Here is a 20332-nt window from a genome sequence, read left to right as displayed (position 1 = left end):
TAAAATGAGAAGGCGGATTGTTCAGGCGGTTTTAGTCGGGATTATGCTTCTGGTGACGGTTTCGGGAGTGAACGCCCAGACCGCCCGGAATCCGGTTCTCTTTGCTGATGTGCCGGATATCGCCCTGATTCGGGTGGGGAAGACGTATTACATGAGCAGCACCACTATGCACCTGAGTCCGGGCTTGCCGATTCTGAAATCGAACGATCTGGTCAACTGGCACATGGTCGGTTATGCGTATGACACGCTGGCCAGTATGGATGCGCTGAACCTGACGAATGGCAAAAGCAGCTATGGCCGGGGCTCGTGGGCCAGCAGCCTGCGGTATCATCAGGGCACCTATTACGTGACCACCTTCGCCCAGACCACCGGAAAAACCTACGTCTTTACGACTAAAGACCCGGAAAAAGGGCGGTGGAAGGTGTCGTCGTTCAAACCCGCCTATCACGATCACAGCCTGTTTTTTGACGATGACGGCCGGGTTTACCTGATATACGGCGGGGGCAAACTCCGGCTGGTGGAACTGACAGCGGATGCGTCCGGCGTAAAACCGGGGACAGCCGAGCAGGTTCTCATCGAAAATGCCAGCACGCCCTCGGGCACGGATGGCGGACTGCCCGCTGAAGGCTCGCAACTCTTCAAGGTCAACGGGAAATATTACCTGTTTAACATCACCTGGCCGCGTGGCGGTATGCGGACGGTGGTGATTCATCGGGCCGACCGGATCACGGGGCCGTGGGAAGGTCGGGTCGCGCTACAGGATTTGGGCGTCGCACAGGGCGGTTTGATCGATACGCCGGACGGGAAATGGTACGCTTACCTGTTCCGGGATTTTGGCGGGGTCGGGCGCATTCCGTACCTGGTTCCCGTGACTTGGGAAGAGGGCTGGCCGGTATTGGGCGTAAATGGCAAAGTGCCCGAAGCACTCGACCTGCCTGCCAGCAAGGGGCTCATTCCCGGAATCGTGGCCTCCGATGAATTTAGCCGTAAGAAAGGAGAACGGGCTTTGCCGATGGTATGGCAGTGGAACCACAATCCCGACAACCGACTTTGGTCTGTTGCGGAACGAAAAGGCTACCTGCGACTAAAAACCGGTCACATTGATACGTCTTTTGTGCAAGCCCGCAACACCCTGACACAGCGGACCATCGGCCCCGAATGTACCGGATCTCTCGCCCTCGACGTCTCCAGCCTGAAGGATGGGGATTTCGCCGGGTTGAGCCTGTTGCAAAAGAACTACGGACTGGTGGGTGTAAAACAGGAAAACGGGCAACATTTCATTGTCATGGTGAGTGCGGCTGCCGGAAAACCGCTTGAAATTCAACGAATTTCGCTGGCGCAAAAAAACGTCTTCCTGAAAACCGAATGCAACTTCAACAACCGGGCCGATATCGCACATTTCTATTACAGCCTGGACGGAAAATCGTGGCACGACATTGGCGAACCAATGAAGATGCCGTACACCATTCCGCATTTTATGGGCTATCGGTTTGGGCTGTTTACCTATGCCACTGCGAATCCGGGCGGGTATGCCGATTTTGATTATTTCCGCGTGACGGATTCAATTACAAAAAAATAAAGCTTCATTCCCCTTTGCGACTTCCAGCCGAGGATAAATTGAAGAGAAAACAATACCTTGAATCCTGATGAAATAGCTACTAAACCTTAATGACGATGAAAGTACTGGTTCCGCTTTTTTTGCTTGCCTACCTGCTGTTGTCGGGTAAAAATGCCTTTGCCCAGGATCGCAACTTTCATATTTACCTCTGCTTGGGGCAATCCAACATGGAGGGGAACGCTAAAATTGAGCCACAGGATACGGTGAATGTGAACCGCCGGTTTCAGGTGATGGAAGCCGTTAACTGCCCGGACCTGGGCCGGACGATGGGGCACTGGTATACGGCAGTGCCACCCCTGTGCCGGTGCCGGACCGGGCTGACTCCCACCGATTATTTTGGCCGGGAACTGGTCGCTCATTTACCCGAAAAGATCCGGGTGGGCGTCATCAATGTGGCCGTGGGGGGCTGTAAAATTGAGTTGTTCGACAAAGATCAGTACGAGACTTATACGGCTAATGTTCCGGGCTGGATGAAAAATTTCCTGAAAGAGTACGACGGAAACCCCTACGCCCGACTGGTCGAGATGGCCAAACTGGCGCAGAAAGACGGCGTCATCAAGGGCATTCTGCTGCACCAGGGTGAGTCGAATACGGGTGATACCTTGTGGACGAAAAAGGTCAAGGTGGTTTACGACAACCTGATGCACGACCTGAATCTGAATCCGAAAAAAGTGCCGCTACTGGCCGGCGAAACCGTACATGCCGACCAGGGCGGTATTTGCGCGAGTATGAACCGGATCATTGCGACGCTCCCGCAAACCATCAAAAACGCCCACGTCATTCCGTCGGCGGGCTGCACTGATGCGGCTGATAACCTGCACTTTAATGCCGCCGGATACCGGGAGTTGGGAAAACGATACGCGGCCCAGATGCTGGCCTTACTGGGCTATTCGGATCAAAAATCCGACTAACTAAACCGTTTGCTCTCTTTCCAGTGTCACCAATCTCTTAAACCTTTTAACCATGCGAAAACGCTTAAAAAACCGGATCTGGCCCCTGTGGGCCTTTCTTTGCTGTGCCGCCCCGGTGCTTGCCCAACCCCCGCGCGGTCCGCTGGTGGTATCGCCCCAGGTGAACGCCGACAAAACCGTCACCTTTCGCTACCTGGCCCCGCAGGCAAAGGAGGTCAGGTTAAGCGGGCAGTTTTTGAAAGCACCCGTCGAAATGAGTAAGGATGCGCAAGGCATCTGGAGTGTAGTAACGGAACCCATCAAACCGGATATTTACCCGTACAGCTTTCAGGTGGATGGCATTACTGTCATGGACCCCGCCAACGTAGCCTTTTTTCCAAATGAACGGTTTAAGGCCAGTCTGGTAGATGTGCCCGGCGATTCCCCCCTGGTCCACGCGATGAAGAATGTCCCGCACGGTTCCATCAACTATGAATACTATCCGTCGCTGGAAGGCACCACCGGCTCACTGGTGGTGTATACTCCCCCGGGCTACGATCAGAACCCCGCAACAAAATACCCGGTTTTTTACCTCATCAGCGGCACCACGGATACGGAAGAAACCTTTTTCAAGGTCGGTAAAACCAACCTGATTCTGGACAACCTGATTGCGGAAGGCAAGGCTAAACCGATGATCATTGTCATGCCTTATGGCAACATTGCGGCCCGGGTAGCCGAGCAGAAAAGTGGCCCCAAACCCGCCGACCCGACGGTGCGCGACGGGGATGATGCGGTCAAACGGGCCAACGATTTCGCGACGGATCTGGTGAGCAGGGTCATTCCGTATGTCGAGAAAAACTACCGGACCCTCGCCAATCGGGAAAACCGGGCCATCGGCGGTTTTTCGCGCGGGGGCGGGCAAACGCTCCGCACAGCGTTTAGTAACCTGGACAAATTCGCCTGGGTGTGCAGCTACAGTTCGTACCTGTCTCCCGCCGAAATGGACAGGAACTTTCCGCAAATCGGTGGGGATGCCGCGCGTACGAACACGCGATTAAAACTGTTCTGGGTGAGTGTGGGCAGCGACGACTTTCTCTACAAGGGCACCGTCGAATTCATGGATTACCTGAAGGCGAAAAAGGTAAACTTCAAAAGCCTGATTACCGATGGTGGTCATACCTGGATGAATGTCAAAAAGTACGTTGCCGAAACCACACCCTTACTCTTCCGCTAACCCACATGAAACGCCCCATTTACCTGATTCCAGCCCTGCTGTTTTTTTCGGTGACAGTTCTGGCCCAACGCCCGCCCGCCATTAGTTCGCCCGACGTGCATCCCGATCATAGCATTACATTCCGGTACTTCTCAAAAAAAGCGCAAAAAGTAACGCTGAACGGCGAGTTCCTGAAAGCGCCCGTGTCGATGACCAACGATACGTCCGGCATCTGGAGCGTGACGGTTCCACCCGTCAAACCGGACATTTATCCGTATAGTTTCTGGGTCGATAGCGTCCAGATTGCGGACCCCAATAACACCTACATCTTTGCCAATGAGCGTTTTAAGCGCAGCATCGTCGACATCCCCGGCGACCAGCCGCTGGTTCATTCGTTGCAGAACGTACCGCACGGAAAAATCAGTTACCGGTATTACCAATCCACGACGTTGGGAACAACCCGGCAACTCCTTATCTACACTCCACCGGGTTTTAACCCCACCGCCAAAACCAAATACCCGGTTTTGTACCTGATTCACGGCGGCTCCGATACGGAGGAAACCTGGACGAAAGTGGGCCGGGCCAACCTGATTGCCGACAACCTGATGGCGCAGGGGAAAGCCAAACCGATGCTCATTGTCATGCCCTACGGCAATGTGCGCCCGAGTCCGATGCCGGATTTTACGAAAGACATGATTAATGACATCATTCCGTTCGTGGAAGCCAACTACCCGGTTGGCAAAGACAGTAAAAACCGGGCGGTAGCCGGTTTTTCGGTGGGAGGTGGCCAGACCCTGAACATCGGGCTGACCAATCCGGACAAGTTCGCGTACGTCTGCTCGTATGCTCCGTATACGGCCACGGAAGAATTTAAAAAGAACTTCAGCGACTGGTCGCCGAACGCGGATCAGCTAAATAAACAACTGAAACTATTTACGATCAGCGTCGGCACGGAGGATTTTCTGTTGGAGCCCGTGAAGCAGAACATCGCGATGTTCAACGAGAAGGGTCTGAAACTGGATACCCAGATTGTGCCGGGCGGCCATACCTGGATGAACTGCAAGCTCTACCTCGCCACCACGCTGCCGCTGCTTTTTAAGTGATTACTCATCAGACAAGAGAAGTAAGACATGAGACTATCTAATGATGAGTAGCAAGTTACGTTAGGACTTAATATCTTTTGTCTCTTGTCTAACGTCTCTTGTCTAATCGTCTCCTTAATAAACCTGATTTCTAAACGTTAACCAATCTCCCAATGACTCGTCACACTCTCGCGGTTTTCGTCGCAGCCGCCTTCACGAGCGCAAGCTGTTTTGCGCAAGGCAACCAAACGGTTTTAGAGGATTTTAAACCCTCCACCCTCAACCAGCCGGGGCAGGAATTCCCGTAGGTGAACTCCCAGGGGTACGCCCGGTTTCGGATCAAGGCTCCCAAGGCTGATAGTGTTCGGGTGAGCCTGGGGCTGGGCGGACGGGGAGGAACCAGACTGGCCAAAGGCGAGGATGGTTTCTGGACCGGCACCACCGAAGGACCGCTGGACGAAGGCTTTCATTATTACCACCTAACCGTCGACGGCGGCACGTTCAACGACCCTGGTGCGTTGAACTACTACGGATCGGTCCGGTGGGAAAGCGGCATCGAAATTCCGGCGCATGATCAGGAGTTTTACGCCCTGAAAGACGTACCCCACGGCAACGTGCAGCAGATTTTGTTTCCGTCCAAAAGCACCAACACCTCGCGTCGGGCGTATGTGTACACCCCACCGGGTTACGAGAAAGAGAAATCGAAAAAATACCCGGTGTTGTACCTCCAACACGGCTGGGGCGAAGACGAAACCGCCTGGAGTAATCAGGGGCGTGCGAATCTGATCATGGACAACCTGATTGCGGAAGGTAAAATCAAGCCTTTTATCATTGTGATGACCTACGGCATGACCAATGAGGTGAAATGGGGCCGGATGAAGGATTTTAAAATCGAACACTTCCAGACGGTTCTGGTCGACGAATTGGTTCCGTACGTGGATGCCAGCTTCCGCACCCTTACCAACCGGGAAAACCGGGCGATGGCTGGCCTGTCGATGGGCGGCATGGAAACGCACACGATTACGCTCAACAAACCGGATGTTTTCGGGGCTTACGCGCTGCTGAGTGGGGGCATCTACAATCCGGATGAACTCAAGGATAAACCAAAGGCCAAACTGATCTTCCTGAGTTGCGGCAGCAAGGAAAATCCCGATCGCGTCAATAAGGCGACCGCTGATTTGAAAGCCGCTGGTTACAACGCAGTTTCGTTTGTTTCCGAGAAAACCGCCCACGAATTCCTGACCTGGCGTCGCAGTTTGCACGAGCTGGCACCCTTGCTGTTCAAGTAGTCGGAAATGTCCTGAAAACTCACCTTCACCATGAAAAAAAGAGTATTCCTGAAAAAAGTTTATTTAGCCCTAACCGCTGCGGTGCTGGTGGGAACAGCGGCTCAATCGCAGCCCGGCGAAAAGGAAATGCCCCAGGGGTTCGATCAGGTCCGGACGGGGATTGCCACCGGAAAACTGGATTCGGTTACGTATGCATCGAAAACCGTCGGAACGACTCGGAGAGCCTTGATTTACACCCCGCCCGGTTATTCGAAGAAGAAAAAGTACCCGGTTTTGTACCTGCTGCACGGCATTGGTGGGGATGAAAAAGAGTGGCTCCGGGGCGGCAAACCGCAGGTTATACTGGACAATCTTTATGCGGAAAAGAAACTGGAACCGATGATTGTGGTGATGCCCAATGGCCGGGCGATGAAAGACGACCGCGCCGTGGGTAATGTGTTCGACAAGGACAAGGTCGAAGCGTTCGCGACGTTCGAAAAGGATCTGCTAAACGATTTGATTCCGTTTGTGGAGAAGAAGTATGCCACCCTGACCGACCGCGAGCACCGGGCGATTGCCGGGTTATCGATGGGCGGAGGGCAATCGCTCAATTTCGGGCTGGGCAATCTGGACAAGTTTGCCTGGGTGGGCGGTTTTTCGTCGGCCCCCAACACCAAAAAGCCGGAAGAACTGGTACCGAATCCGGACGAAGCCAAAAAGCAGCTGAAACTGCTCTGGATTTCATGCGGTGACGCCGACGGGCTGATCACGTTCAGCAAACGCACCCACGATTACCTGTATGAGCACAATGTCCCGCACGTGTATTACATCGAACCGGGCGTGCACGACTTTAAAGTCTGGAAAAACGGACTTTACATGTTTTCGCAATTTCTGTTTAAACCCGTCGACGTGGCTTCCCTGCCCAAATACACCATTCTCGGTACGCCAGCTTCGACCAACATCCGGTCCGCCAAATACCCGCAGATTTTGCCTAATAATCGGGTGATCTTTCGAGTAAAAGCGCCAGAGGCTCAGAAGGTACAGATTGATCTGGGTAAAAAGTATGCAATGGTGAAAGATACCAGCGGTTTCTGGACCGTCACGACGGATTCCATCAGCCGGGGGTTTCACTATTACTCATTGCTGATCGACGGCGTTGCGGTGGTCGATCCGGCCAGTGAGACGTTTTACGGCATGGGACGGATGGCGAGCGGCATCGAAATTCCAGATCGCGACGGTGGTTATTACGCCCAGAAAGAGGTGCCGCACGGCGACATTCGGATTAACCGCTACCTGTCGAAAGCATCGAATACCTGGCGGGAAATGTATGTGTACACCCCTCCGGGCTACGACCAGTCGAGCGAGAAATACCCGGTTTTGTATTTGCTGCACGGCGGGGGCGAAGACCAGCGCGGCTGGGCGACACAGGGTCGAACGAACCTGATTCTGGACAACCTGATTGCCCAGAAAAAGGCAAAACCGATGGTGATTGTCATGCTGGATGGCAATGGAAACAGTCCGGGTGGACTGGCCGGTTTTAACGAAAACGTCTTGCGGGCATTTGAAAATGAATTGAAACTGGGAGCCATTCCGTTTGTTGAAAGCAATTTTAAGGTAGCAACGGACGCTAAAAACCGGGCACTGGCCGGTCTGTCGATGGGCGGTTTGCAGACGTTGTATGCCGGTATTAAAAACACCGATCTGTTTTCGTCATTGGGTGTGTTCAGTTCGGGCTGGTTTGCCAATAATCCAACATTGTCTGATCCTCAATATGAATTCATGAAAGCCAATGCCAGCACCATCAACCGCAATCTCAAAAACCTTTGGATTTCGATGGGAGGGAAGGAGGACATTGCCCATCAGAATTGTCAGGTGATGATGAAAAAGTTTGACGACATGGGGATCAAATACCAATATAGCGAATACGCGGGCGGACACACCTGGCCGGTCTGGCGGCACGATCTGTTTGGATTTTCACAGGTGCTGTTCAAGTAAAAACCGCTTCAGAACCGGAAGTCCAATCAATTTTTAACCGCATCGAACTTAAGCTCGGATGAAACAAATTTTCACATCTTCAGTGTTAGCGGCCCTAATGGGATGTTCGCTGACAGCGTTGGCGCAGTCCAACGGAAACAAAACGCCGATTTCGCAACCTCTGGTCTCGCACATTTACACGGCGGACCCTTCCGCGCATGTTTTTAACGGAAAAATTTACATTTACCCCTCGCACGACATTGATGCGAAGGATGTCAAAGAGGACGATGAAGGGGGGCATTTTGCCATGCGCGACTACCACGTTTTGTCGATGGACAAGATCGGTGGACCTGTGAAGGACAACGGTGTAGCGCTGGACATCAAAGACATTCCCTGGGCGGGGCGTCAACTGTGGGCGCCCGACGCTACTTATAAGAATGGCACGTATTACCTCTATTTTCCGGCCAAGGATAAACAGGATATTTTTCGGATCGGGGTGGCAACCAGCAAAAGTCCGACCGGCCCGTTCAAACCCGAACCGGAACCGATTCAGGGAAGCTACAGCATCGACCCGACGGTTTTTCAGGACGCTGATGGCAAAGCGTATCTGTATTTCGGCGGAATCTGGGGGGGGCAGTTGCAACGCTGGGACAACAATCAGTACAACCCGAAAGGAGGCCTGAAAAAGAAAGATGAGTTGGCTTATTTGCCCCGGGTGGCCCGGTTGAGCGCCGATATGAAAAGCTTTGCCGAGCCGGTGCGGGAAGTACAGATTCTGGATGAAAATGGAAAACCGTTCCGGGAAAAGGACAACGACAAACGGTTTTTTGAAGCAGCCTGGCTCCATCGATACAACGGCAAGTATTACTTCTCGTACTCCACCGGTGATACACACAACCTCTGCTACGCCATCGGCGACAATCCGTACGGGCCATTTACGTACAAAGGAGTCGTATTAAAACCGGTTCTCGGCTGGACGAATCATCACTCCATTGTGCAGGTTGGCAGCAAATGGTATTTGTTCTATCACGATGTTCAGCTTTCCGGGAAAACGCATCTTCGGAACCTCAAAGTAACCGAGCTGACCTATAATCCGGATGGAACGATTAAAACGATTGATGCTTACAAGTAATCAGCTTTTAAAATCCATGAACTCATGCGGAAATTAAGCGTCTATCTAGTGATTGTCTTGGCCGTTTCCTTCGTAGCGCCCGAAAAAGGACTGAAAGATTATTACCAAAACTACTTCCCGATTGGCGTGGCAGTCAATCCTCGCATGGTCCAGCCCGGCCCGGATGCGGAGTTGATCAAAACCCACTTCAACAGCATGACGCCCGAAAATGCGATGAAGATGGGCCCGATTCATCCCGAAGAAAACCGCTACAATTGGAAAGATGCCGACGCCATTGCCGATTTTGCCCGGCAGAACCACATCAAACTGCGGGGGCATACACTCTGCTGGCATAACCAGACGCCCCGCTGGTTGTTTACCGATTCAACCGGAAAAACCGTAAGCCGGGAGGTATTGCTGGGCCGGCTGAAACGGCATATTTCGGACGTGGTGGGACGGTATAAAGGACGAATTTATGCCTGGGATGTGGTAAATGAAGCCGTTCCTGATACGGGAAAAAGCCTTTACCGCCAATCAAAGTTCTATGAGATAATCGGAGAGGACTACATTGAAAAGGCATTTCAGTATGCCCACGAAGCCGACCCGTCTGCCCAGTTGTTTTACAATGATTATAACACCGAAAATGCCTCGAAGCGGGAACGCATCTATCAGTTGATCAGGAAGTTAAAAGAGAAAAATATTCCCATTCATGGGGTGGGGTTGCAGGCACACTGGTCCATTTACGAGCCGACCAGACACGAGCTGGAGGAGTCCATTACCAAATTTGCCAGCCTGGGTTTGAAAATCCAATTCACGGAGGTCGACGTGTCGGTGTATCCCAAAGAGCATGAGCGCCGGGCTCACCGGGATACTGACAAAAGCGAGTTTACGGCGGAGATGGATGCCAAACAGGCCGCGCATTACAGCATGTTGTTTGAGGTGTTTCGCAAGCATCGCAACCAGATTACCGGCGTCACGTTCTGGAACCTGACCGATCGTTATTCCTGGCTGGACAATTTCCCGGTTCCGGGCCGCAAAGATTATCCCTTGTTATTCGACCAGAATGGCCAGCCGAAAAAAGCCTACGAGCGTGTAACAAAGTTCTAGAGAAAGCCTAAACCCTGAATTGTAGTGAACGGATTTTAAGTCTTTTTCTTTTCAATGAGCGGTTATAAGTTGTAGACTGAGTAAGAGTTATGGACAGGTTGGTCCCCATACAAAACCTGTCCATCATTCGCATTATGTGTAAGCCCATTCACGTGGCATTTCCTTAATGCCCGAATCCTTACGAATTGGCTAAATTTCGCTTTCCCATCGCATCGGAGTTCTAGCAAACACCTCAAAGGCGCATTTCCGCGATCAAAAACTGTCCTGGTTAATCGAGAATCCTACCCAAAGAGGCCGATACGCTGTTAATATGCTCAGAGGGGTTAATTCTGGTCCTTTTGGGTGTCGGAGCAACCTAACCGGTTCCGTTTTAGCATACCCAGGATGTCGGTTTTGTATTTATTCGACTTTTTTGCTAAAGTTTCAACGGATCTGAGCGTGGAGACGGAATTTTTGGTTATCAACGGGAGCCTTGCCGAACTGGTAAACCAATAGCTTGATTACGTTTAAATTAGTGTACATGTCTTCTGTTTTTATCTGGTTTATCACCATTTTATCGATTGCCGGGGTCATTATTCGGCCGTTTAATCGACCCGAGTTTACCTGGGCCGCTGGAGGAGCTATCGTAATGCTAGCGCTGGGATTGATCACCCCGGCTGAAAGCCTGTCGGGAATTGTCAAAGGAACGGATGTATACCTGTTTCTGACCGGCATGATGTTGCTGGCCGAAACCGCCCGGGAAGAAGGTCTCTTTGATTGGCTGGCAGCCCATGCCAGTCAGCGGGCCCACGGATCGGCCAGCCGACTTTTCGGGCTCATTTATCTGGTGGGCGTGGTCGTCACCACGTTTTTGTCCAACGACGCAACGGCGGTTGTGCTTACCCCCGCAGTTGCGGCCGCCGTCAAAACGGCGAAGGTTAAAAATTCACTGCCCTATCTGTTTATCTGTGCTTTCATCGCGAATGCCGCTTCCTTTGTTTTGCCCATTTCCAACCCGGCGAATCTGGTAATTTACGGCAGGTACATGCCCCCCTTGTGGGTCTGGCTGGCGCAGTACACACTCCCCTCCGTTGTTTCCATTGTCACTACCTTCGTGATTTTACGCTTTACCCAACGCGACGCATTGCGCGAATCCGTTGCGCAGGATATTGCGATTCCGGCACTATCGCCGGGGGGGCGGGTCGCTATTATCGGAATTGTGGCAACCGGACTCATTTTGCTGGGAGCTTCAGCGCTTGATGAACCCCTGGGCCTGCCAACTGCGATAACCGGTATTGTCACTTCGGCACTGGTGCTGATCCGGGCCAGAAAAAAACCGTGGGTCGTAATTAAAGACGTGTCGTGGGCGGTGCTACCGCTGGTGGCCGGGCTATTCGTATTGGTGGAAGGACTGGCCAAGACGGGCGTTATTCAGGAACTGACCACGCTATTACGTACCAGCACCGCCCGATCAGTATCGGAAACAACCTGGCTGAGTGGCGTCGGCGTGGCCATTGCCTGCAACCTGGTCAATAACCTGCCGGCCGGACTGATTGCGGGTACGGTGGTGCAGGCCGGGCAGGTTCCCGAAATGATAAAAAGCGCCATCCTGATCGGCATTGATCTGGGCCCAAATTTGTCGGTAACGGGGTCCCTGGCTACCATACTTTGGCTGGTCGCATTACGCCGGGAAGGACAATCCGTCAGTGCATGGGAGTTTCTTAAATTAGGCGCAGTGGTGATGACAATTCCGTTGCTGTGTACGCTGGGGGCCATCTGGCTCTATTACCGCTATTTTTGACGAAAAGGCCGTGAGCGGGTGCTTAAGATAAATGAATGCTTTCCTCAGACCATCATCAGGAAAGGGCCGCAGGTTTGCCTTCGTAATTAATCAACTACAGTTATGAAACGCAACCATCAAATCCTATTTCTGCTGATAATCATTGGATTGGCCGCTTCCGTTACCTATCAGGCCCAACCGCCGGTCGGTCCCGGACCCGTCGCATTTGCCGGACTTCGTCCCCCACAAACCGCTGACATCGTCACATACAACATCGCTTTTTCGACACGGGCCGCCCTTGCCGTCGTTGCGCTGGGCGTTTTGTGGGTTTTTGTCCCGGAAACAAGCCAAAAATGATTGGTCAGACAGCCTGACTAAAGTCAACGGGCCACGTTGACCGCTACCTTCCTGACCCGTCAGGAGAACAGCCGGGAAAAGAGAATGACCAGTAGCGCCATCACAACCGGTGCCTTAACGGCCTTAGCAGCTGGTTTTCATTAGGCAACCTTAAGGTTACCGGTGAGTGGGTATTTAAACTGCCCGTTTTTCCACCATTAATCTGGTATTAACGTAAGTTCTGGGTCAGGCTGGGGCATAAGACAAACAATTCAGGTTTGCGGCAATTGGAAACGCCCATGTCATTGATTTTTCGTTTGGTTACAAAAAACGGCATGAAAGACAGATTAGGTGCCTGAATCGGTTGCTGGTTTTACGGTTTTCTGACTTCGGGCTGAAACCGTCAGCAGGTTGCCATAGAGCTTGATTTCAGCGGATTTATCCGAAAAATTCTGAATGCTAACTTCGGTTTGCGTCACTTTTATTTCCAGCAAAATACCCCGAAACCGCACCTTAAATGCCAGCGATTCCCAGTTGTCGGGGCAATGCGGGTCGAGCACCACCTGATCGTCTTTGATCCGAAAACCGCCAAAACCTTTGACCACCGCCAGCCAGGTTCCGGCCATCGACGTAATGTGACAGCCGTCTTCCGTGTCATTATTGTAATCATCGAGATCCAGCCGGGCCGTCCGCAAATACATTTCGTACGCTTTCTCCTTCATTCCCAGTTTCGACGCCAGCACCGAGTGGACGCAGGGTGAAAGTGACGATTCGTGCACCGTCATCGGTTCGTAGAAATCAAAATTCCGGCGGAGGGTGTCCAGATCGAAATCGTCCTCAAAAAAGTAGATGCCCTGCAACACATCGGCCTGTTTGATAAAACACGACCGCAGAATCCGGTCCCACGACCAGTGCTGATTCAGTGGTCGCTGCCCTTTCGGAATCTCGCTCACCGGCATCAGTTCCTTGTCCAGAAATGATTCCTGTTGTAGAAAAACTTGCCGGTTTTCGTCGTAGGGCAGGTGAATATGATCGGCAATGTGCCGGGCTGTTGCAATTTCCTTCTCCTCCCGAAAATGAATCCGGTCGCACAACTCGGTGTATTTTTCGGCATCCAGTTCTTTTACCAGTCCGACGGCTTCGATCGTGTACCGGAGCGTCCAGGCGGCAATGTAACTGGTATACCAGTTGTTGTTGACGTTGTTTTCGTACTCGTTGGGTCCGGTAACGCCCAGCATGACGTACTGCTGTTTGGCCTCCGACCAGTTGACGCGCTGGCTCCAGAACCGGCTGATCGCAATTAGCACTTCCAGACCGTATTCCGTCAGGTACCGAACATCCCCCGTGTAGCGAATGTAATCGTAAATGGCGTAGGCAATGGCGCCGTTTCGGTGAATTTCCTCGAATGTAATTTCCCACTCATTGTGGCACTCTTCACCGTTCATGGTTACCATCGGATAAAGCGCAGCCCCGGCCTTAAAGCCCAGCTTTTTCGCGTTTTCGATGGCTTTTTCGAGGTGTTTGTAGCGATACCGCAGCAAATTCCGGCTTACTTTCTGATCGGCGGTGGCCAGGTAAAAGGGCAGGCAATAGGCTTCGGTATCCCAATAAGTCGAGCCACCGTATTTTTCGCCGGTGAATCCTTTGGGGCCAATGTTCAAACGCTCGTCTTCGCCGGTATAGGTCTGGTTGAGCTGAAAAATCGAAAACCGGATGCCTTGCTGAGCCGCCACATCACCCTCAATCGTGATGTCATTCATCTTCCATTTATCGGCCCAAGCTTGCTTTTGTTCGATTAGCATTCGTTCAAACCCTTTACTAGTAATCCGTTGCAGGTATTTCCTGGCTTCCGAAACCACCGTATCGCTGTGGTAGTTAAGGGAGGACAAATTGACCGCGTATTTATAAACCACGGTTTCCTGGCCTTCCCGGCACTCGAGCGTCATGCGATTGGCCACGTATTTTTCCTGCCGGATGGGTTGTGACTGAAAATCGATCCGGACGCCGTCCTGCTCAATTTCGATGCCCATTCCGGTGCAGACGTGAAATCCGGTTTTGCGGGTTCTGAGCTCGATAAACGCTTCGCCGTAACCGGTTTCTTTCCGAACTTCATCCCAGAAGGTTTCGTCGTAATTGGAATCGCGGTTGCGAATCGTTCCGTCGACGTACGGTTCAATCGTTATCTTGGCGTCAAAATTCAAGGGTTTCAGGCTGTAACGGATCGCTCCGGATTCGTCATCCACAATTGAGCAAAACCGTTTGGCGTTTACCTGCAACTCTTTCCCGCTTTTGAGCTGTGCCACAAACGAACGTTCGAGGTAGCCTTCCTGCATGTTCAGCACCCGCCGAAAATCGCGGACTTCGCAGGTCTGGAGGTCAAGGGTTTCGTAGTCAATCGTGATGTTGATTCCAATCCAGTTGGCCGCGTTCAACACTTTGGCGAAGTAGTCAGGGTAGCCGTTTTTCCACCAGCCCACGCGGGTTTTGTCGGGATAATAGACACCCGCAACGTAATTTCCCTGCAACGATTTGCCCGAAAAATTCTCCTCAAAATTGCCTCGCTGCCCCATGCGCCCGTTGCCCAGGCTCATGACGCTTTCGGTTATTTCGTTGTAAGAACGGTTGAAATCTTCTTCTACAATCAGCCAGGGGTCGTGTTTCAGGTATTGTTTCATGCGGGATTCGGGTTAAGAATCGGACCGGCTCATTTCGGCGACCGGTTTTTTCAAAACGTTAATATGCAGAAAAAAACTTATTTCGAAAGAAAACCGGCGGCTTCCTGTTTCACCCGAAGCGCCTGATTGAGGTGCCGTTCACTGTGCGCGACCAGCATCAGGAAAGCATTGCCCAGACTGATTTTGAGCCAGTTGCCAAACAGCGTCATCACTTTTTCCTGGTTCCAGTCGAGGTAGATGGCTTTATCCAGTAGGTTGTCTAAAAGTTGCTGTAATTCAATGAATTGCTGCATGACGTCCTGCGCATTCAGATCCTGGCGGGGCTTCATCAGGGAGGATGTCGGGTACTTTATCCTGGAGGTTGGATCAACGGCCAGAAGCACTACTTTGCCGGCCCAACCGCTTTTCAATTGCTGATCTACCGGGCTGATCTGGACAATCCCCAGGTCGTCGACTTTTTTCTGGATATTTCGAATATAAAACCGTTCGGCCAGATTCAGGTGTTGCAAACACTGCGTAATGCTCCAGCGTCGGGTGTCCGGTTTCCAGTTCAGTTGCTCCGGGGATAACGGCCGAAATTCGCGCTCGACGGTTTCCAGAATGGCCCGGATGCGCTGCTGAAGCTGGTGAGCGGTTTCGAGTTTTTGCATATTAGTTTGTAAATGAGCCTTCCAGACGCAGTACTTCGTCGAGCGAAAGATCAGCCAGGGACGCAACCACCAGATCGGCCCGTGTCAAAACCGCCGGGTCGCCGATGCCTACGGCCAGCATAGCGCCCCGTTTGGCGGCTTCGATGCCCGCAACGGCATCTTCAAAAACCACACATTCGGCGGGCTGAACGTTCAGTTCGGCGGCCCCTTTCAGAAAAACCTCCGGGTCAGGTTTACCCTTTGTAATCCTGGTGCCGTCGATAATCACATCGAAATCGTTCAGCATGCCGATGCGTTCCAGAATCAGACGCGCATTTTTACTGACCGAACCGAGGGCGGTTTTCAGCCGGGCGGTTTTTACAGTCATAAAAAAAGCTTCGACACCCGGTAAGATATTGGCCGGAGTCATTTGCGAAACCAGTTCGAGGTACCATTCGTTTTTTTGCGCAGCCAGTTCCTGCTTCTGTTCGTCCGATACGGTTTTGCCGCCGTGCGCCAGAATAATTTCCAGTGATTCGGTCCGGCTGATGCCTTTTAACTGTTCGTTAAACGCTTCGCTGATGTCAAAACCCAGCGTGTTGGCCATCCGTCGCCAGGCTTGATAGTGGTAGATGGCCGTATCGACAATCACCCCGTCGAGGTCAAAAAGTAAGGCTTTAATCGGCATCTCGGACTTGGTTTTGCAGGTTGTGTCCTGCAATAAAGCGATAAAAAAGGATTTTCACACAACCGGTCGGGTGCATGACAGCCGGATTATTAATGACCCAATTCCAGCACCACGGCGGTTTTGGCGGGCAGTTTCAGTGCCGACAGGGTACGGATTGTCTCCTCTGTCAACACATTTCGGGCGGTCGTAAAACCGCTCATTCGCTCCGAAAACCGGGCGGTTTCCAGCGTCATTTCCTGGGCGGTCGAATTGGTGGCGACCATGACGGTTTTGGCTCCATCGTAGCGAAAGTAAACGTACGTGCCGTTTTGGGGGACATACTGCATGAGTTTTCCGGATTGCAAAGCGGGCGTATTTTTTCGGTAATGCGCCAGCTTCTTGACGTGATTGAAGGCTTCATTCTCCCGCTGATTCCGTCCGGCATCCGTGAATTTATTCGCCTGGTCGCCGGGAAAACCGCCCGGAAAATCCCGGCGCACTTCGGCATCGGAAGGGTTTTTGGTATTCTTCATCAGCACTTCCGTTCCGTAATACCACGACGGGATGCCGCGCGTGGTCAGCAGCCAGGTAACCCCCATTTTGTATTTGGCCAGATCATCCCCGATGACCGACAAATACCGGTCGGTGTCGTGGTTTTCCAGAAAAGTCACGAGCTTTTGCGGATCGGCGTAAAGCCCATCGGTTGTCAACGCCTGGTAAAACCGGTTGACGCCCGAATCCCAGCCGAAGTCTTCCTTCAGGGCCGCATTGGTCGCGTCGTACAGGATAAAGTCCAAACCGCCGGGCTGATTGGACTTGAACGGCAGGTCAATTTTATTTTTAACGAAAAACGCCTGCGCCACCGGATTGCCGACCCACGATTCCCCAAAAATGTGAATGCGCGGATACTCCGTCAGCAGGGCCTGATTGATGCGGTTGAGGAAGGCCAGATCGTTGTATTTATAGGTATCCACCCGCCACGCATCGAGCGAAAAAGCCTCCGTCGACCAGATCGCGTGCTGGATCAGGTAGGTCGCCAGAAACGGGTTTCGTAAATTCAGATCGGGTAAAAAAGGCGTAAACCAGCCATTGAGCAATACGTTTCGGTCGACAGCCGCCGAATACGGATCGTACAACGCCTGCTCTTTATGCGAACTCCCGGTGTAGGTCGGCCATTGATTAAACCAGTCTTTGAAAGGCTGGTTTTTATACAGCCAGTGGTCATCGCTGACATGGTTATAAACCGCATCCTGCACCAGCTTCATGCCGCGTTGGTGCAGTGTTTGGGCGAATTTTCGGTAGGCATCGTTGCCACCAAACCGCTTGTCGATCTGGTAATGGTCCGTAAAGTGGTAGCCGTGATACCCCGCCTGCATTCGGTCGGGCGCTTCCTGCTTTAACGTTTCGTCATTGACCAAAACCGGCGTCATCCAGACCGCCGTTACCCCCAATTCCTGCAAGTAATCCAGGTGGTTGGTAATGCCTTGTAAATCACCACCGTGCCGTAGGTGGGGAATCGACCGGTCGACTTTTGTATCGAGCATATCGGGAAAAGCATCGTTGGCCGGGTCGCCGTTGGCGAAACGGTCAGGCATGATCAGGTAAATAAAATCGGCGGCTGAAACGCCCTGTGCTTTTGGGCCGGTTGTGCGGGCTTTTAGTTCGTACGAATGCGAAACGGTTTGACTGCCCAGTTTGCCGCTAATCAGAAATGTACCCGGTTTTGCCGTTGGGAAAATCTGTAAATCCAGAAAGGCAAAATCCGGGTTTTCAGCCTTTGTTGTTTTCAGCAGTTTGACGCCGGGATACTGGATTGTGTACGTCATCGAACCGGCTTTTGGCCCGTAAACCAGTAACTGCAAACGGGGGTTTTTCAGGCCCACCCACCAATTTGTCGGATCGACGCGCCGGATGGATGCGGTTTGCGCCAGGGTCCTGAAAAAAACAACGGAGAACAGCAGGATCAGGAAGTAAATGGAACGTTTCATAACGGTTAGCCTGGATAAGAAAGCTGCCAAAAATAGGGTAAATTAAAGGATTTGTTTTCATTTTTCCAGTAGTTTCGAAATTTGTAACCAAAACCGGTTCATCCGCTCAGGCAGACCCTTTTAAATGTGTAACTTGGACATGAAGACCGACGAATTCGCTCCGGAATCCGTGAAAATGAATCGCCGGACGTTTGCCAGCACCCTGCTTGCCGCTAGTCTATTAAAAACCGTAACCGCCTACGCCAGCGAACCCCTACATTTGCGCATGAATACATCCGTTCCTCTCGAAGAGAAATCAGACAAACTCGTTATCTATCAAATCTTTACACGCCTTTTTGGGAATCAGAATGCCACCAATAAACCCTGGGGAAGCCGGGATGAAAATGGCGTCGGGAAGTTCAACGACATCACGTCCAAAGCGTTACAGGAACTAAAGAAGTTTGGGGTTTCGCACGTGTGGTATACCGGGATTATCGAACACGCGCTGATGACCGATTATTCGGCGTTCGGAATCAAAAAAGACAATCCGCAGGTGGTGAAAGGGCGGGCGGGTTCGCCGTATGCCATCAAGGATTATTACGACGTCAATCCGGATCTGGCCATCGATGTAAAAAACCGGATGCGGGAATTTGAAGATTTGCTCAAACGGTCGCATGTCAACGATCTGAAGGTGATCATTGATTTTATTCCTAACCATGTTGCCCGTCAGTATCACTCCGATGCCCGACCGGCGGGGGTGCAGGATTTGGGCGAAGGTGACGACAACAGCAGGCCGTTTGATCCCAACAACAACTTTTATTATTTGCCCGGCCAGTCGTTTCAGGTGCCGCAGGGCGTTACGACGCCGGAAAAGCCGGATGCGAATTACACGGAAAATCCGGCCAAAGCGACGGGGAATGATGTATTTAAGGCTCAGCCTGACCTCAATGACTGGTTTGAAACGATTAAACTGAATTACGGCGTCGATTACCTGAATAACCGCCAACCCCATTTCGATCCGGTTCCGTCGACCTGGGTGAAAATGCGTGATATTCTGCTATTCTGGGCGGCTAAAGGCGTCGACGGTTTTCGGTGCGATATGGCCGAAATGGTGCCGGTCGAATTCTGGGGCTGGGCGATTCCGCAGGTGAAAGCGGCTCATCCCAACCTGATTTTTATTGCGGAAATCTACAATCCGCAGCAATACCGCAACTATATTTTTACCGGTAAATTCGATTATCTCTACGATAAAGTCGGTTTGTACGATGCCGTTCGGCGGTTGATGGAAGGCAATGGTTCGGCGGAAGACATCACCCGGGTTTGGCAGCAGGAGTCCGGTGATTACGCCAATCACATGCTGCGGTTTTTGGAAAACCACGACGAGCAGCGGGTGGCTTCCCGTTTTTTTGCCCATGATCCGTGGACGGCGGTTCCGGCCATGACGTTATCCGCCACCCTGCACACCGGCCCGGTCATGATTTATTTTGGGCAGGAACTCGGCGTGAATCCAACGCAGGCCGAAGGTTTTCAGGGCGAAGACGGGCGAACGACCATCTTCGATTACTGGGGCGTTCCCGAATACCAGGCCTGGACGAACGGTGAAATTGGCAAACCGGCCAAGTTCGACGGTGGGAAACTGACCGACGAGCAAAAAAAATTGCGTGCGTTTTATCAACAACTCAACCAACTGGTCAACACCAGTGACGCCATTCGAACGGGGGCCTTTTACGATTTACAGTACGTCAATAACAACGGCCAGAGTCCGGGTTATGATTCGCATCGGTTGTACAGTTACCTGCGCCATTCGGGCAAGCAGAAGCTATTGATAATCTGTCATTTCGATAAAACAAAAACCGCAAAAACCGTCGTTCGAATTCCGGTCGAAGCCTGGAAGACCCTGAAAATGGATGGCGCGAAAACGTATTCGTTTACCGATATCTTTCAAACCAAAACGAAGGTGAAAGCGGCCGCAAATGCGGGTGTTCCGGTTGAAATGCTGCCCTTGAGCGTGTTGGTTTTCGAAATCAAATAAACCG

At 52.0% G+C, this 20332-nt stretch carries 14 protein-coding genes and 1 pseudogene; 11 read left to right on the top strand and 4 right to left on the bottom strand.

The window, feature by feature from the left end; genetic code table 11:
- Positions 1–43: 43 nt before the first annotated feature.
- The 10 genes and pseudogenes from EHT25_RS04680 (at position 44) to EHT25_RS04635 (ending at position 12379) form a co-directional block, all read left to right on the top strand.
- Positions 44–1579 (top strand): glycoside hydrolase family 43 protein, encoded by a 1536-nt coding sequence (locus tag EHT25_RS04680; RefSeq protein WP_374756155.1) that lies wholly within the window; start codon positions 44–46, stop codon positions 1577–1579.
- A gap of 95 nt (positions 1580–1674) precedes the next feature.
- Positions 1675–2529 (top strand): sialate O-acetylesterase, encoded by an 855-nt coding sequence (locus EHT25_RS04675; protein WP_185731279.1) that lies wholly within the window; start codon positions 1675–1677, stop codon positions 2527–2529.
- A gap of 52 nt (positions 2530–2581) precedes the next feature.
- Positions 2582–3742 (top strand): esterase, encoded by a 1161-nt coding sequence (locus EHT25_RS04670; RefSeq protein WP_124871350.1) that lies wholly within the window; start codon positions 2582–2584, stop codon positions 3740–3742.
- A 5-nt stretch (positions 3743–3747) separates the two neighbouring features.
- A complete protein-coding gene (locus EHT25_RS04665; RefSeq protein WP_124871348.1) occupies positions 3748–4824 on the top strand; it encodes an esterase in 1077 nt (358 codons plus the stop codon).
- 152 nt (positions 4825–4976) lie between these two features.
- A pseudogene (locus EHT25_RS04660) lies at positions 4977–6092 on the top strand (alpha/beta hydrolase-fold protein).
- A 126-nt stretch (positions 6093–6218) separates the two neighbouring features.
- On the top strand, positions 6219–8066 hold the full coding sequence (locus tag EHT25_RS04655; protein WP_229311477.1) for an alpha/beta hydrolase-fold protein: 1848 nt from the start codon (positions 6219–6221) through the stop codon (positions 8064–8066).
- Positions 8067–8124: 58 nt separating this feature from the next.
- The gene (locus EHT25_RS04650; RefSeq protein WP_124871342.1) at positions 8125–9177 is read left to right on the top strand and encodes a glycoside hydrolase family 43 protein; all 1053 of its coding nucleotides are present in this window, start codon (positions 8125–8127) and stop codon (positions 9175–9177) included.
- A 24-nt stretch (positions 9178–9201) separates the two neighbouring features.
- Positions 9202–10263: an endo-1,4-beta-xylanase gene (locus tag EHT25_RS04645; RefSeq protein ID WP_124871338.1), complete on the top strand. Its 1062-nt coding sequence runs from the start codon at positions 9202–9204 to the stop codon at positions 10261–10263.
- A 520-nt stretch (positions 10264–10783) separates the two neighbouring features.
- Positions 10784–12043, top strand: a complete 1260-nt coding sequence (locus tag EHT25_RS04640; protein WP_124871335.1) for an arsenic transporter — start codon at positions 10784–10786, stop codon at positions 12041–12043.
- Positions 12044–12145: 102 nt separating this feature from the next.
- On the top strand, positions 12146–12379 hold the full coding sequence (locus EHT25_RS04635) for a hypothetical protein (protein WP_124871332.1): 234 nt from the start codon (positions 12146–12148) through the stop codon (positions 12377–12379).
- A 326-nt stretch (positions 12380–12705) separates the two neighbouring features.
- On the opposite strand, the gene EHT25_RS04630 is transcribed toward EHT25_RS04635, so the two are convergent.
- The 4 genes from EHT25_RS04630 to EHT25_RS04615 form a co-directional block, all read right to left on the bottom strand.
- Complete coding sequence (locus EHT25_RS04630; protein ID WP_124871329.1) at positions 12706–15033, bottom strand: glycoside hydrolase family 65 protein; 2328 nt, start codon at positions 15031–15033, stop codon at positions 12706–12708.
- Positions 15034–15110: 77 nt separating this feature from the next.
- On the bottom strand, positions 15111–15683 hold the full coding sequence (locus EHT25_RS04625; RefSeq protein ID WP_124871326.1) for a DinB family protein: 573 nt from the start codon (positions 15681–15683) through the stop codon (positions 15111–15113).
- Between the two features lies 1 nt (position 15684).
- A complete protein-coding gene (gene pgmB, locus EHT25_RS04620) occupies positions 15685–16350 on the bottom strand; it encodes a beta-phosphoglucomutase (protein ID WP_124871323.1) in 666 nt (221 codons plus the stop codon).
- Positions 16351–16439: 89 nt separating this feature from the next.
- On the bottom strand, positions 16440–18317 hold the full coding sequence (locus tag EHT25_RS04615; protein ID WP_124871320.1) for a glycoside hydrolase family 13 protein: 1878 nt from the start codon (positions 18315–18317) through the stop codon (positions 16440–16442).
- Between the two features lie 265 nt (positions 18318–18582).
- On the opposite strand from EHT25_RS04615, the gene EHT25_RS04610 reads away from it, so the two are divergent.
- A complete protein-coding gene (locus EHT25_RS04610; RefSeq protein ID WP_374756154.1) occupies positions 18583–20328 on the top strand; it encodes an alpha-amylase family protein in 1746 nt (581 codons plus the stop codon).
- Positions 20329–20332: the final 4 nt, after the last annotated feature.

It is taken from the genome of Larkinella rosea, from assembly GCF_003858635.1.
In the GTDB taxonomy this organism is placed as follows: domain Bacteria; phylum Bacteroidota; class Bacteroidia; order Cytophagales; family Spirosomataceae; genus Larkinella; species Larkinella rosea.
This window is presented reverse-complemented; position numbering and strand designations above follow the sequence as displayed.